The 16,348-nt window shown below is 32.7% G+C and carries 12 protein-coding genes; 5 read left to right on the top strand and 7 right to left on the bottom strand.

Annotated elements, in window-relative coordinates; all coding sequences use genetic code 11:
• Window positions 1-7: 7 nt before the first annotated feature.
• From AX016_RS07250 to AX016_RS07240, 3 genes are read left to right on the top strand one after another with little or no spacing between them, the layout of a single operon-like run.
• Entirely contained in the window at window positions 8-607 is a 600-nt protein-coding gene (locus AX016_RS07250) for a LemA family protein (protein WP_100894979.1), read from the top strand.
• Window positions 608-614: 7 nt separating this feature from the next.
• Window positions 615-1,052, top strand: coding sequence for a TPM domain-containing protein (locus AX016_RS07245; protein WP_100896820.1), 438 nt, complete (start codon window positions 615-617; stop codon window positions 1,050-1,052).
• The gene (locus AX016_RS07240) at window positions 1,033-1,821 is read left to right on the top strand and encodes a TPM domain-containing protein (RefSeq protein ID WP_198519412.1); all 789 of its coding nucleotides are present in this window, start codon (window positions 1,033-1,035) and stop codon (window positions 1,819-1,821) included. Before AX016_RS07245 ends, AX016_RS07240 begins: the two co-directional genes overlap by 20 nt.
• 84 nt (window positions 1,822-1,905) lie before the next feature.
• Here AX016_RS07240 and AX016_RS07235 read toward each other — a convergent pair whose 3' ends face one another.
• The 5 genes from AX016_RS07235 to AX016_RS07215 all read right to left on the bottom strand — a co-directional run bounded on the left by AX016_RS07235 (window position 1,906) and on the right by AX016_RS07215 (window position 11,575).
• Window positions 1,906-4,659 (bottom strand): TonB-dependent receptor, encoded by a 2,754-nt coding sequence (locus AX016_RS07235; RefSeq protein ID WP_100894977.1) that lies wholly within the window; start codon window positions 4,657-4,659, stop codon window positions 1,906-1,908.
• A gap of 89 nt (window positions 4,660-4,748) precedes the next feature.
• Window positions 4,749-5,936, bottom strand: a complete 1,188-nt coding sequence (locus AX016_RS07230) for a glycerate kinase (RefSeq protein WP_100894976.1) — start codon at window positions 5,934-5,936, stop codon at window positions 4,749-4,751.
• Between the two features lies 1 nt (window position 5,937).
• A complete protein-coding gene (locus tag AX016_RS07225; protein ID WP_100894975.1) occupies window positions 5,938-7,584 on the bottom strand; it encodes a sodium:solute symporter family transporter in 1,647 nt (548 codons plus the stop codon).
• Between the two features lie 12 nt (window positions 7,585-7,596).
• Complete coding sequence (locus AX016_RS07220; RefSeq protein ID WP_100894974.1) at window positions 7,597-8,898, bottom strand: MGH1-like glycoside hydrolase domain-containing protein; 1,302 nt, start codon at window positions 8,896-8,898, stop codon at window positions 7,597-7,599.
• An 82-nt stretch (window positions 8,899-8,980) separates the two neighbouring features.
• Complete coding sequence (locus tag AX016_RS07215) at window positions 8,981-11,575, bottom strand: TonB-dependent receptor (RefSeq protein ID WP_100894973.1); 2,595 nt, start codon at window positions 11,573-11,575, stop codon at window positions 8,981-8,983.
• Window positions 11,576-11,762: 187 nt separating this feature from the next.
• On the opposite strand from AX016_RS07215, the gene AX016_RS07210 reads away from it, so the two are divergent.
• The gene (locus tag AX016_RS07210; protein WP_100894972.1) at window positions 11,763-12,788 is read left to right on the top strand and encodes a LacI family DNA-binding transcriptional regulator; all 1,026 of its coding nucleotides are present in this window, start codon (window positions 11,763-11,765) and stop codon (window positions 12,786-12,788) included.
• A 39-nt stretch (window positions 12,789-12,827) separates the two neighbouring features.
• On the opposite strand, the gene der is transcribed toward AX016_RS07210, so the two are convergent.
• Window positions 12,828-14,132 (bottom strand): ribosome biogenesis GTPase Der, encoded by a 1,305-nt coding sequence (gene der / locus AX016_RS07205; RefSeq protein WP_100894971.1) that lies wholly within the window; start codon window positions 14,130-14,132, stop codon window positions 12,828-12,830.
• Between the two features lie 76 nt (window positions 14,133-14,208).
• Here der and AX016_RS07200 point away from each other — a divergent pair, with 76 nt between their 5' ends.
• Window positions 14,209-14,709 (top strand): GTP-binding protein, encoded by a 501-nt coding sequence (locus tag AX016_RS07200; RefSeq protein ID WP_100894970.1) that lies wholly within the window; start codon window positions 14,209-14,211, stop codon window positions 14,707-14,709.
• 63 nt (window positions 14,710-14,772) lie between these two features.
• Here AX016_RS07200 and AX016_RS07195 read toward each other — a convergent pair whose 3' ends face one another.
• On the bottom strand, window positions 14,773-16,290 hold the full coding sequence (locus AX016_RS07195; protein WP_100894969.1) for a choice-of-anchor I family protein: 1,518 nt from the start codon (window positions 16,288-16,290) through the stop codon (window positions 14,773-14,775).
• Window positions 16,291-16,348: the final 58 nt, after the last annotated feature.

The raw sequence follows: 16,348 nt of genomic DNA, 5'->3' as shown, positions 1-16,348 counted from the left end.
CATAACTATGAAAAAATTATTAATTGTACTTGCCTTTTTTGTTGTATTGCTACTAGCTCTTGGCGGCTGGTATGTTAGCGCAAATAATACCTTAGTAGAAATGAAAGGACAAGCTGTTAAGCAATGGGCAAATGTAGAAAGCTCTTACCAAAGAAGAAATGACCTTATTGGTAACTTAGTAAAAACAGTACAAGGTGCAGCAGATTTTGAAAAAAGCACTTTAACTGGTGTTATAAATGCAAGAGCTAAAGCAACGTCTATAAACATAGACCCATCTAATATGACACCAGAACAAATAGCGCAATTTAGCAAAGTGCAAAGTGGGTTAACTGGCGCACTTAGCAAATTATTGGTATCTGTAGAACGTTATCCTGACCTTAAATCTAACAAAAACTTTTTAGAGTTACAGACACAAATAGAAGGCACAGAAAACAGAATAAACGTAGAGCGTAATAGATTTAATGATATTGCAGGAGACTATAATATTCATATAAAAAAGATACCTACAAACATTATTGCCGCTATAGCTAATTTTGAACCAATGGCTTTATTTAGTGCTGATGAAGGTTCAGAAAAAGCACCAGATGCAAGTTTTGACTTTAAATAATAGTCCTATGTCTAAGGTTGAAGAGTTTTTAACTGCTACTGAAGAACAAGAAATTGTAGCTGCCATTGTAGCTGCAGAGAAAAATACTTCTGGTGAAATTAGAGTACATATTGAAGCAAAAAGCAATATAGAACACTACAAAAGAGCTCAAGAAGTTTTTCATTATTTAAAAATGGACAACACTAAGGCAGAAAATGGCGTATTACTTTACATTGCTGTGCTTGATAAAAAGTTTGTTATTTATGGTGATAAAGGCATAAATAATGCTGTGCCTAAAGATTTTTGGAATACAACCAAAGATGCTATTCAAGCTGAATTTACCAAAGGAAATTTTAAACAAGGAATTATTAATGGTGTTTTAAAAGCCGGGAAAGAGTTAGAAACTCATTTTCCTTGGTTACATACTGATGCCAATGAACTTAGTAATGAAATATCTAAAGGTTAACTTATTACTCTTATTTTTTGTTGTAGCAAATTTAAGTTTTGCACAATATAAAATTCCTGAAAAACCCGAGTTAGAAACTAGTGTATATGACTATGCCAATCTTTTATCTCCTACTGATAAAAGTAGTTTAGAACGCAAACTTATAAGTTATTCTGACAGCACATCTACACAAATAGTTATTGCTGTTATACCAAGTACAGAAGGTGAAAACATTAACTTTTTGGGTGCACAATGGGGACAAAAATGGGAGCTTGGTCAAAAAGGAAAAGACAACGGTATTTTAATTCTATTAGCTAAAAATGATAGAAAAATTGCCATAAATACTGGTTACGGAGTTGAAGGAAGATTACCAGACATTACAGCCCACCAAATAATAAACAACGTAATTATACCCCAATTTAAAAGCGGAGATTATTACAGCGGCTTAAACTACGGTACAGATGCTATTTTTAGCGCGTTAAAAGGTGAATTTAAAGAAGATAGAAATCTTACTAAGCTTCGTTTAGAATCTTTTTTACCTTTTATTGTTTTCTTTATTATTATTTTAATATTGATAAACAAAAAGAGAAACAATGGCGGCAATAACGGTGGCAACAGATCTACAGGAATAGATTTGTTAGATATTATAATATTAAGCAACCTTGGCCGCGGAGGTTCTTCTGGTGGTTTTGGCGGAGGCGGCAGCTTTGGCGGAGGCAGCACAGGAGGTTTTGGTGGTGGCTTTGGCGGAGGCGGCTTTGGTGGCGGTGGCGCTTCTGGTGGTTGGTAAACAACATTAAAAAAACAAAAAACTCCCTTAACTTTTAATGTAGTTAAGGGAGTTTTTTTATGCTCTACTATTCTTTTAAAATATTTATCCGTAGTGACGGTAAGATCCTCTTCTGCCTCTTTGTTGTGGCATTTTACCACTTCCAAGGCTATTAAATTTCCAACTAAAGCTTAACATAAAATAACGCTGCAACACCGTGCTTTGACTATCTTGTATGTAGTTCCCCGTTGCTATACGCCTTGCATTTGTATTTTGGTTAAGCAAATCATATGCTTTTAAAGAAACTGTACCATTATTTTTTAAAATAGAATACGCTAAAGTTGTGTTCCAAAACCAAGCACTTTTTTGAAAACCTGGCCCTACATTTGGGTTGTATGTATAGTTAACATCATTACGCCACTCTAATTTTTTAGGCACAAAAGTAGCTGTTCTTATACCTAAAGTTTGATATTTAAAATCTTGATTATTAAATTGATCTAAATCAAAAGTATTTTTAGTAAATGACACAGAATACCTAGGTATAATTTCCATAACATCTTTCCAATTAAACGTAAGCTCTAAAGATGGATTTAAAGAAGTATTTGTTGCGCTATATTTAATATTATTATTAAAATTGATAGACTTATTAACGTTACCAAAAAATCCTACTCCAAATTTTAATGTTCTTAAAGTGTCTAACCTTTTAGTTTTGCTTGCAAAAATATTACCTCTTGCGCTGTATCCGCCATTTACGTTAGCGTACGTTGTACTTCTAACAAAGTCATCATTAATAGTAGTTTTAGCAACTATTTGGTTTTTATCAATATTAAAACCTGCATAAGACCAAATAGTTAATCCTTTCTGAAAATTATGTTTGCCATAACCTAAATTTAGCCTATGAGTAGTGGTTGGCTCTAAACCAGGGTTACCAACTACGGTATTTAATGGGTCGTTAACATTTTCAAAAGGTTGCAACTGGTTTAAACTTGGTGTATTATTGTCTAAAGAATAACGCGCAAAAATTCTAGCCTTAGGACTAAACCTATAAGTAAACCTAGAAGACAATTCTAGGGCCTCAAAATTACGTTTTAAGTTAAGCTCTGGTCTTAACGCATCTTTATTCTCTAGCGTTCTATAAATATAACTACCTCTAAAATTTAGACTTAATTTATCTTTTTTGTAATTTAAACGAAGTCCTGGAGTGCTTCTATCGTTTTTATATTCAAAATCTGTACTTAAAGCTTTATTAAAATTAGTAAATTCTTGTGATGTGTTATCTAAGTCAAAAGTACTTTTTACATCTTCATCTTTATCTGACCTATAATCATATTTAAGATCTAAAGAAAGTACATCTTTAACTAATGGAATTCTATATGTAAGTCCTGTATTTAAAGTTGTAGTTTTTTGCTCTCCATCTGTAAACTGATCTCTACTAATAGACTCTGCATTATCACCGTATATTTCTGTTTGTGAATTAAGAAAGTTTTCTGTGTTAGATTCTCTAATTCCATTAGTAATACTTACACGTAAAAAAGAACCTTTAGACCCTATTTTTTTAGTAATATCTATATCGTTTCTAAAATTACTAGATGTACCTTCAGAAAAAGAATTAGATGCAGATTCATTGGTAATAAAATTTTCCTCATTTCTAGACTCCTCCATACTTGTGTATGAACTTGTATTTTTTCCGTAAGTAAAAGTTGGTTCAAAATCTATACGCAATGTAGAATCTAGCTCTATTTCTAATTCTAAGTTTGCTTCGTGCTCAAAATTATCTGCAAGAGAATTGGATCTTGAGTTTGTAAAATACCTTGAGTCTGGTAAAATATTTTCTCGCTGACTTGCATTATCATTCTCTGTATTACTTTCTTTATAAAAGTAATCTGCAGAAATATCTACTTTATCATTTAGCTTATCTGTATAATTTAATCCGGCATTTTTAGAAGTTGTTATTCCACTGCCAGCACCTCCGCCACCAACAACGCTAAACATATTACTTAAATCTCCAAAACTAAAGCCAGCAGAATTAATATTATTACCACCAAAGAGTAAGCTTAATCTTTGGTCGTTATCAAAAAGGTTTACCATTGCAGCTGCTTCATACCGTTCATCTGTACCACCACCGGCAGAGGCTTTACCAAAAACACCTTTGTTTTTTTCTTCTTTTATAGTAAGGTTAATTGTTTTAGCTTCAGACTCAGACTCCTCACCTGTAAAAGCTTGTGATTTTGTTTTAGTGTCTGTAATTTGTACTTTTTCTATAAGATCTTTAGTTAAATTCCGCGTAGTAATTGTAGGATCGTCACCAAAAAAAGGTTTCCCGTTTACGTAAATATTACTAACATCATTACCGTTTATAGTAATTTTTCCATTTTCATCTACCTCTACACCTGGTAACTTTTTTAGCAAATCTTCTACATTTGCATCTTTTTTAGTCTTAAAAGAATTAACATTAAACTCTAATGTGTCTTTTTTTACAGTTACTGGCGCTGTAGCCTTAACCACAACCTCATCTAGTAAATTTTCATCTACTTGTAAATTAACCTGACCTAAATTAATTTTGTCTTTTGATATTTGTATTTTTTTAGTGTAAGTTTTATAGCCTATGTATGAGATAAACATATTTAAACTTGCATCATAGGTTTTACCCTCTAAGGTAAAAGCTCCGTCCTGATCTGTAATTGTATATGTTACTAAAGAACTGTCTTTTACTCTTTGCAAATAAACAGTTGCAGACTCTAATGGTTGGTTGTCGTCTGCTGTAATAATAATCCCAGAAACATCAAAGGGTTTCTGTTTAGATTGAGAAAAGCTAGCTAATGTGGTTAGCATTAGTACTAGCGATAAAAATAATTTCATTTTGGGTTTTGCTTAGTTCGTTCCAAGCAAATGTAATTTTATCCTAAACGATACCTCTTAAAGAAACCTTAAAAAACCTACAGTTTATCTTAAAATATATTAAATTTTGAAAGAATTTTACTTACGTTAACTTTTTTTTGTGCTTTACGCCTACCATTTTTAAAAAACTGATATATAATTTCTTCCACAAGCATAGCTGCATTTTTTATGCTATAATCTACTCCTTTTTTAGGATCGTAAATTTCTAATGCTTCATTTAAACCAATTTTACTTAACTGTTCCTCATCTGCGTCTAATTTACCACAAATGGCAATTACAGGAATATTATAATGCCTAGCTAAATCTACAACACCTTTTACTAGCTTTCCATTATTAGTTTGACTGTCTATTTTACCTTCACCAGTAATTATACAATCAATTTTTTTAGTCTTTAGCATTTTTGGAACCTCTGTTAGTTCTAGTAAAAATTTTACACCGCTAATAAATTCGGCATTAAAAAAAGTTTTTAAACCAAAAGCTGTTCCTCCAGCAGCACCAGCTCCTGGCAAAAATGAATGATCTAACAGCATAGAATGTTTTATAACAGAACTAAAGTACTCTAGTCCTTTATCTAAAATCTCTATATCTTTTGCAGTTGCTCCTTTTTGCTTTGCATAAACTTTTGCAGCTCCATTTTCACCAAACAAAGGGTTATCTACATCATTAACTGCATAAAATTTTATCCTATTTAAAATAGTAACCGTAGCATTGCGCTCTATTTTAAAAACTTTAGACAAATTTTCTCCAATTGGGTTTAATGCCATACCGTCTTCATTAAAAAAAGAATACCCTAAAGCCGCAGCCAATCCCATACCAGCATCATTAGTTGCGCTACCGCCAAGACCTAAATAAATACTTGTTGCGCCTTTTTTAATGGCATCTTTAATTAAAAGACCTGTACCAAATGTAGATGTTTTTTTAGCACTACGTTCTTTGGCTTTTAACAACTCTAAACCAGATGCTTTAGCAAGCTCTACGTAAGCCGTTTTAGTGTCTTTATTAAGTAAGTAATATGTTCTTAGCTTATCTCCTATTGGATTTATAGTATCTACATATACTTTTTGCACCATAATTTTACAAGCAACGGCGTCTAAAAAACCGTCACCACCATCTGATGCTAAAATTGACTTTACAGAAGGTGATTTGTCCGCTCTTTGTAAACCACTAGTAATTGATTGTATTACTTCATTAGCAGTTAATGAGCCCTTAAACTTATCTGGAATAACTAAATAATTCATGCTAACTATATATTTGGGGAATTAGAAAACTTAGAATAAGTATAACAACAAAAAAGCCTAATAATATATAAACTTCTTTTATTAAAAAATCTGATTTTTTAGGAAATACATTTATCAATAAATTACTAGTGTCTTTTTGCCAACCTGTTAAATAACTTACTAAATAACTAATAGCCAAAGTTAATAGCACACCTGTAAAGTTTAACCATATCCAAAAAATATGTATTCCTAAATCTATGCCTACAATATTTTGCATTGTTTTAGAAAAAATAAGATTAACCAAAACACCTATTAAAATACCTGCATTTATACCTTTATAGTTTACCTTTTTTGAAAACATAGCTAGCAAAAAGGTTACTAAAACTGGTCCATAAAAAACAGAACCAATTGCATTTATAATTTCTATTACTGCACTTTTACTGCCACCAAACAAAAACGAGCTAGCCATACACACAAGACCCCAAAAAACCACTGAGATTTTAGAGACCATCATGTATTTTTTTGTTGATATTTTTTTACCTCCTCTATTAAAAAAATCTTCAACTGTAACTGCAGATAGTGAATTTACTGTTGAGCTTAAAGTAGACATTGCTGCAGAAAGTATTCCTACCATTAACAGACCAATTAACCCGTGGGGTAAATATTTGGTAATAAAAATAGGTATCATTAAATCTGCTTTAGCGCCAGTAGCGGCATATTCTGCAGGAAAATACTTTTCTGTCATTACAGCAATATCATTTAAAAAATCGGGGGCTTTTATAACCAAAGTACCTACAACCAAACCTATAGTACAATACAGTAATACAACAGGAAAACGCAACAGTCCGTTTGCTAATAACAACTTGCGTATGGTACTTTCATTTTTTGCAGACAGCAATCTTTGTGCTTGTGTTTGGTCACAACCATAATAAGAAACATATAAAAAGAAACCACCAATTAACATTGGCCATAAACCATATTCTTGGCCTTCTCCTATTCCCCAATTAAAGTCTATTACCTGTAATCTTTCAGGAGCAAAACCTTGTCCTATACCTCCATGACTATCTAGTAAAGACCAACCATAAAAAAGACATATTATTAAGCCTACAAAAAGTATTATCATTTGTATTGCATCTCCCCAAACAACGGCTTTCATACCTCCTTGCCAAGAATAAATTATAGTTATAACACTTATAATTAATACTGTATACACATAATCTATATCTAAAACAGCTTGCAATATTATAGAAATAGTGTATACCATTACTCCCGTTGCTAAAGCTCTGCTTATTAAAAAAACCACGCTTAAAAGCATACGTGTAGATGAATGAAAACGTCTTTCTACAAACTCATAAATACTAACAACTCCAGATCTAAACAAAGGAGGAACTATAATGACCATTATAAAAATCATTGCTAATGGAACGGCAAACTCAAACGTTAGCCATTTCATCCCACCTCCTAATTTTAATCCAACAAATGCTGGTGCAGAAATAAAACTAATAGCAGACAATTGTGTTGCCATGGTAGATAGGCTTAAAGGAAACCACCCAAGACTTTTACCTCCTAAAAAGTAGTCTTTAGAGTCTTTATTTTCCTTAAAAAAATAGCCCATTGCCAAGAACCCAAAAAGGTAAAGCCCAACAATTGCATAGTCTATATAGTTCATACTCTGGTTTAATTAATTATTTAAAAAATCTATAAGCAATGCTGCACTCCATGAAAAATTATCTCCGCCATAACCAGCATCCTCTGTTCCTTTTTTACAGTTAAAATACTCGTAAAAGCCAAATTTTTCAATAAGCTCTATAGAATCTTCTTTTATGCGATCTGCAATATTATTGTACTCGTAATTTTTTAATCCGTAGAACAAAATCCAGTTCATATTAATCCAAACAGGACCTCTCCAGTATTTTTTAGGGTCAAAACGATCACTTTCTGGATCAAAAGAAGCACATAAGTACTTATCTTCTCCTCCAAATTTTGTCATCATTGTATTTACCAAAATATCTGCTCTCTCTTTACTTGGTATGTTTGCAAACAAAGGAGAAAAAGATGATGATGTTACAAAACTTATTGGTTTATCCTTTCTTAAATCATAGTGTACATAAGCACCTAAATCTTTATCCCACAACTTTTTGTTAAAGCCTTTTATACTTTTTCCTTGCCATTTTACAAGTTGTGCTATTTTATCATCATTATCACCAATAAGTGTATACAAGTTAATTAATGCTTGATTAGACTTTATTAACATAGCATTAAATAATGGGTCTATTACTAAAAAAGGAGATAACTCTGCTATTTTAGCATCGTTATAATTATGCTCTTTAGCTATTTCTATGATATACAAATAATGATCATACTCTCTTTTACTTGGTCTTTGTGATGCATCTACGTGTGTAGTGTCTCTACGTTCAAAAGTATAATCTGGAGGGTTCATTGTTTTCCAAATATCATCCCAAATAGGAGAGTTATCTGTTCCAGATTCCCAATTGTGGTAAATAAAGACCAACCCTTCATCATTTACATCTCTGTTTTGATAAAAATACTTATGGTTGTCATAAACCTTGTCTATTTGACTTTTTATATAGCCAAACATATCTTCTTTGTCTTTTGCTATTCTATACATTTCTTCTAGCACAAAACCAGTAACAGGAGGTTGTGTCATTCCTGTTGACTTGTACTTTTTAGATGACACAGGACTTAAATCTGATCTGTGCACATCTGCTCCTGGAAAGTAGGTATCACTCTCGTTATGAAAAACAATGTGTGGTATAAAACCATTATCCCATTGCGCATCTAACAAAGTAGAAATTTCTTGCTTTGCTTTAGACACATCATAATAAGCCTGACCAATGGCTATAAAACCGCTATCCCATTTCCATTGAAAAGGATACAATCCTTTACACGGAATTGTAAACCCTCCTGGTTGAAAATTTTCCTCTAATACATTAATGGCTTGTGATATTAACCTCTCTTTCATAAAAAAATGTTGAATTAAACACACTGGCGGCACTGACTGCCGCCAATGTGTTTTTAATAATTATAAACAAAAAACTACTAACTTAGAAATTGAATGTTGCGTTTAAAAATACTCTTGTTGGCAACACTGGACGACCTACAAAAAACTCTTCATCTGTTTGGTTATTACCTAACCTTGGTGAGCCTTCTGTTACGCCATCTGAATTAAACAAATTAAATACTTGCGTACCTACTCTTAATGTTTCTCCTTCTTCACTTAAACTAAAAGTATATCCTAAATTAAGATTAGAAATACCTATTGCGTCTAATTCTATTGTATTTGTTTCATTAGTAAACTTTTTACCTGTGTAGTTAAAATCAAAACTAGCATCTAGCTTAGCATCATCATAACTAAGGCCCAAAGCACTAATAACATTTGGTTGTCTTCTTAACTCGTTACCCTCTATAGTTGGGTCGTTCTCTGACTTTGTAATCTCATGATCTTGGTATGTAAAAGAACCTGTAAAAGCAAAGTTATCTGCAAAACTCCAGTTCCAAGTACCTTCAAAACCATATGTATTAGAGTCTTGCTTATCTACTTCTTCTAAAAAACCACCTCCTGGAGCATTAACAAAACTTACAGAGCGCCTGTCTTTTAAACTAACATTATATAACGCTGCAGTTGCAGAAAAACCAGGAACGCCATATTTAACACCTAATTCTCCTTGAAGAATTTTCTCTGTGTCGTATGATGAAGGATTTCCTAAAGCATCAAACTTTGTACCTCTTAACTCTGGAAAAAAGTATCCTCTAGAAAAGTTACCATATACACTTAAGTTATCATTTACTTTATACAAAGCTGCTAAAGCAACAGCAAAATCATCTGCGTATACATGACCTCTAGTATAGCTACCATCTCCCCAAGTTACATTATCTAAACCAGCAATACCTGTATTATCTACAAGGTAAGATGCTGTACCTTCGTTTTCAATATCACCAGAAGCTCTCTCATATCTAATACCAAAATCTAAGTTCCAACGATCTAGTTTAATTTCATCTGCTATAAATGCAGCTATTTTATTACTAGAAATATTACGATTTGTATATGCTAAACCTCTGTTTGTAACACCGTTTACACTGTAATCTGATACATTAACCAAACTTGGCCTGTTGTTGTATTCTCCTAAATACCTAGTAATAACATTAAAATCTCCTGCTTCTGATCTAGAAAAGAATGTACCAAAAGTAATATTGTGTATATCTATAGACTTTGTTAATTTAATGTCTGCCATTAACTCACGTAGCGGTCTATCTCTGTCTAAAATTCTGTTTTCAAAAAGTAATGCATCTGCATCTAAAGGTTGCCCGTTTAAGTATGTAAAATCTCCGCTTGCTAAGCCTCTTGCATCTAAATACTCTTGTTGTGTTTCTACAACTTTTGCTCCGCCTACACCGCTACCATCTAAAAATAAGTTAAACTGATGTGCGTATTTAGAGTAACGTAATTTTGCATCTAACTTAAAACTATCATCAAACCTATGTTTAAAATCTGCCATAATGTAAGACCCCTTTGTAGATACTCCGTCTTGTATTGGAGACGTGTATATACCATCTGGAGTTCTGTAAGATATGTCTTGTGCATCTGCAGTTTGCAGTGTAAAAATTTCATCTCCGTTATTTCCATTTGGTCTTTCTCTAGAACCACCCTCTAATGGGTAAGGCAAGAAAAATTGCACCTGATCATCTATATACTGACCAGATATTGTAATAGAACCTTTTTCTGTTACGTGCTTAATATTACCTCTTAACTGAAAACCTTCTGTTGGCAAACCTGTAATAATTGGCCCTTCATCATATCTATAAAATCCAGATAGTGCGTAAAAGGTTTTAGAATCTTCTCCGCCTAAAGGACCACTAGTAACAAAATCTGCTTTGTATCTAGAGTTGCTACCAAACTCGGTTCTTAATGTTGTTTTTTGTTGAACTGTTCCTGTAATACTAGTATAATTTATAATACCCGCAACAGAACCAACTCCGTATAAAATTGAAGAACCACCACGCACAAATTCTAAACTTTTTATGCCTATATCGTTCCTAAAATATACATCATGAGCAGATGAGTTTAAACCAAATGTGCTTAATACTGGCATACCATCTATTTGTAATGGATTAAACTGGTATTGACCACCAGAAGGCAAACCTCTTACAAAAATGTTAGACGCTACCTCACCACCACCACCTTCTGCGGTAATACCTGGCACACTACGCAATACGTCTGCCTGGCTACTTGTATTTACTTTTGCTAATTGTTTTGCCCCCAAAGAGGTTACAGATAAAGGTGTTTCTTTTTGGGACCTTCTGGTTGATGTTGCTGTTAGTAAAACCTCATCTAACTGTTGTCCGTCTGCATTTAAAACAAAATTTAATGTAACTGAAGAACCAGATAAGTTAACAGTTTTTTCTATTGTAGTATACCCTATATAAGTAACTCTTATTATTTGCGAGCCACTTAAACTAGTATTAAATGTGTAATTACCATCAAAATCTGATGTTGTCCCTTCACTTGTTCCTTTTATAATAATATTAGCTCCATCTACCGGAACTCCATCTGAATCTTTAACCGTACCAGAGATATCTGTTTGTCCAAACACTCCTGTAATGCTAAAAATTAATGCGAATGCAATAATTAAATTTTTCATTTTGTTGAGTTTTAATAAGTTTAAGTTTGTTGTCAGTTATTTATAAAATGTACAATTGTGAAGTAAATTTATAAGGTGATTCTCAACAAATCAATAGTTTTATTGCAATAAAATAACGCAAACGTTTGTGCAATCGATTGCATAAACACTTTTTTTTGAGTATATTAACTTACAAACCCCAAAGTAAATGGCTAAAAAAGTAAATATCACGCTAAAAGAGCTATCAAAAAGACTAAATGTATCTGTATCAACAGTTTCCAGAGCTTTAAACAATCATCCTGATATTAGTCCTGCTACAATTAAAAAAGTTAAAGATTTAGCAAAAGAGCTCAACTACATTCCCAATCTTTTTGCCAAAGGATTTAGAGCAAAAAAGACAAATACATTAGGTGTTGTTGTTCCTAACATTTGTCACAGCTTTACTGCTACTATTTTAAAAGGCATTTTAACCCAAGCAGAAACTTTAGGATACAGAGTAATTATATCTGAATCTAAAAACAACGAAGAGAAACAGTTTGAAATGCTGCAAACTATGATACAGTTTGGAGTAGACGGCGTACTTATGTCTTTAGCCAGAAAAACAAAATCTGTAGACTCTATATTAAGTATATTAGAACGTATACCACTTGTTTTGTTTGATAAAGTTTCTGATAAAATACCTTGCTCACAAATTGTAATAGATGATGAAGAAGCATCTTTTAATGCAGTAGAGCATTTAATTGGTTTAGGCAAAAAGAGAATTGCTATTTTAAAAGAAACAGAAAACTCTTATAACTCAAGAACAAGATTAGCTGGCTATAAACGTGCATTAACTAGTAACAACTTACCAATTAATGACGATTTAATTTTTAGCGCAGAAGGAGTATCATTAGAAAGCGGAAAAAGAATAACAAGACAAATTGCTAGTATGAAAAATAGACCAGATGCTATTTTTGCCATTACAGACAATGCAGCAATTGGAGCTATACAAACCCTAAAAACCTTAAACATTAATATTCCTAATGAAATTGCGGTTGTTGGTTTTAGTAACTCTGTTAAATCTACTATAATATCTCCAAGTTTAACAACCATAAACCAACCAGGAAGTAAAATTGGCGCAACTGCTGTTAATTATTTATTGCACGAAATATTAAACCCAAAAGAAACTATGCAAACCAAAACCATAGAGGTAAAAACAAATTTAGTTGTTAGAGAATCTACCTTTAAGGGATAAACCGCTAACAACTAAACTTAAATATACTTGTACTTATATTTATTTTTTACGCATAAATACAGAAATAGGCACTCCTTCAAAATTAAAATTTTCTCTTAATTTATTTTCTAAGAAACGCTTATAAGGATCACGTACATACTGTGGTAAATTACAGAAAAATGCAAACTGCGGATAAGGCGTTGGTAGTTGTGTACAAAACTTAATTTTAACAAACTTACCTTTATACGCTGGTGGCGGATAGTTTTCTATAATAGGTAACATAACGTCATTAAACTTACGTGTCTGTATTTTTCTAGCTCTATTATTATAAACCTCTACAGCTGTTTCTATAGCTTTAAAAATACGTTGTTTGGTAAGTACAGATACAAATATAATTGGCACATCTGTAAAAGGCTCTATAGCTTGCTTAATACGTGTAGTATATTCTTTTATAGAATTGGTTTCTTTATCTTCTACCAAATCCCATTTGTTTACCAAAATAACAACACCTTTATTGTTACGCTGTGCTAACCAAAAAATATTCTCTACCTGACCATCAAAACCACGAGTAGCATCTAACATTAAAATACAAACATCTGCGTGCTCTATAGCTCTAACAGAACGCATTACAGAATAAAATTCTAAGTCTTCTTTTACTTTAGCTTTTCTACGGATACCAGCAGTATCTACCAAGTTAAACTCAAAACCAAATCTGTTGTACTTTGTATCTATACTGTCTCTGGTAGTACCAGCAACATCTGTTACAATGTATCTTTCTTCACCAATTAAGGCGTTTATAAATGAAGACTTACCAGCATTTGGCCTACCTACTACAGCAAACCTAGGTAAATCATCATTTTCTTGTTCTTTTTCTGGAAGTACTTTTACAACAGCATCTAACAAATCTCCTGTTCCACTACCATTAATACTGGCAATAGTATAATACTCTCCTAAACCAAGTGAATAAAACTCAACAGCGTCTTCTGCTCTTTTAGAGTTATCTACCTTATTTACCACTAAAAAAGTTGGCTTATCTACTCTACGCAACAATTTAGCTACATCTTCATCCATACCTGTTACGCCAGACTCTACGTCTACCATAAAGATAATAGCATCTGCTTCATCTATAGCTAATTCTACTTGCTTATCAATCTCTGCTTCAAAAACATCTTCACTTCCTAATACGTACCCACCAGTGTCTATTAGAGAAAACTCAACTCCATTCCAATCACTTTTACCGTAGTGACGATCTCTTGTAACACCACTAACAGCATCTACAATTGCTTCTCTACGTTGAATTAATCTATTAAAAAAAGTGGACTTCCCTACATTTGGTCTTCCTACGATGGCAACAATAGCACTCATTCTTTTATTTTTTTGCAAAAGTACTATTAATATCTGAAGAAAAACAGTATCTTTTTGTTTACTATCTATTTACATAATGAAAACATTACCTAACGACATTGTTTTAAGGCCTAGATTTCAGCTAAAATTAGACCATCCAAGCAGTATAATTCTTCATCAGTTTGAAAACACAAACAGTAACGATATTACTTGCAAACGATTAGATGAGCACCTCTTTTTAAAAATTAAACCTAAAAACATTCACTTTTGGTCTCCACAACTTCATTTAGAACTAGATAGTATTAATAAAGAAAGTTGCAAAATTTATGGTGTTTTTGGTCCCAACCCTTCATTATGGACCTTTTTTATGTTTATTCATTTTGCTATAGCAATTGCTTTTCTAATTTTTTCCATTTGGGGATACACAAATTGGTCTTTAAACAAATCTTACTTTTTACAACTAACTAGTATAATTTTTATGAGTATTATTTGGGTGTCTTTATATATTTTTGGTCGTATAGGAAAACAAAAGGGAAAGCCACAAATGAATGAACTTTATGCTTTTATGCAGCAAACTATTGCTGAGTGTACTGCATAAAAAAAATCCCTAACAACTACTATAAGTAGCTATTAAGAATTTTTTTAGAATATAAATTACAACTTATTTTATTTCGTAAATAGATACGGTGTTAGAAACCTCGTTAGTTATTATAACTAAATTTTCTCCAGACGGACTATCTTCTGCAGATACAGTTAGTAAACCCTCAGGAGCCACATCACTACCATTAAAAATCCAATGTACATATTCTGGAGCTGCAGGGTTTGTAATATCGTAAACCATTACGCCACCTGTGCGTTCTAAGCCTACAAACAATAATGTTGCATCTCCTATTTTTAAAGTAGCTACAGACTCTGGTTCTGCACCTTTATCATCACTTCTGCCATCTGCTTCACCCTCATCTGCATTAAAATAAGCAGGATTAACTTCTAATGTTTTTTTGCCAATAGCATCTCCGCTATCATAAACTAAAGATCCATCTGTATTCCAAATTGTAAAAGATCTTGCACCGTATGAATACAGCTCATCAAAATCACCATCATTGTCTGTGTCACCATTTGCCGTAGTAATTTTAAGTCGACCTAAATTTTCATTTAATTGAAGGTCTGCAGCGTTAGGAAAAACTGTAGGGTCTAATGTTACATCTTTAACACGTTCTTCTTCAGAATAGCCATCATAATCTCTAGAGTCTCCCTCGTTAGCAGAAATAATATAACCTGTTCCGTTTATAGATGCATACGTTATAGCATCTGGCATATAAAAACCTTTTACTGGCCAGTTTTTAAAATTACCAACAATATCATCTTTATTACTAGCATCTAACATATTATCTGTTAGCATATGGTCTTTAACACCTAAACCAAAAACCTGAGTAATACTTTTAGAGTTTAAGTTAACTACAGCCATACCGTTGTTCTCTTGTAAAGAAACATAAGCAAACCTGCTATCTTTAGAAACCGCTACATACTCTGGCTCTATATCTTGCGCAACAGTTGCACCAGGACCAAATACTCTAAAATTATTGTCTATATCCTGACCATTAAAACCTGCAAAGCTTAACTGTACAACTTCTTTTTTAGTTAAGTCTACTACTGTTATAGAACCCTCTGGATCTATAGTGTAATCATCATTTGGCTCGCCTTCATTAGCAGAAATAATGTATTTACCATCTGGACTAAAAGTTACCATATCTGGCAAAGCACCAGCAGCATAAGATTGCTCTAAAACTTGTGTATCTGTATTATAGGTTACAATTTTACCATTTGCTTGTTTGTTTGCATTTTCTACTGCAACCGCAAGCAATCCATTATAGGTTGCCACACTATTTGGTGTACCTGTTAACGCTATAGGAGTTAGTTTAGATGGTGATTCTGGTGAAGATAAATCCCAAACCGAAACTTCGTTATTATTAGGGTTAACCACAAATAGTTTTTTAGAAACCTTGTCATAAGCACTAATTTCTGCAAAACCTTCATCTCCGGTTCCGTTGGTAAAACCACCAACTCTATTAAATGTTAAGGCAGATGTGTCTATAGGAGTTTCACCGCCACTGTTATCGTCTTTATCACAAGAAACAAACAGCGCTACAAATAATGCAGCGCTTAATACATATTTTTTCATTTTCAGGTTGATTATATAGTTCTCCCAAAAATGATGATGTAATATAACTTTATTGTAA

It is taken from the genome of Cellulophaga sp. RHA19, assembly GCF_002813425.1.
In the GTDB taxonomy this organism is placed as follows: domain Bacteria; phylum Bacteroidota; class Bacteroidia; order Flavobacteriales; family Flavobacteriaceae; genus Cellulophaga.
Note: the sequence above shows the minus strand (reverse complement) of the source record. Positions and strands in the feature narration are given on the sequence as shown.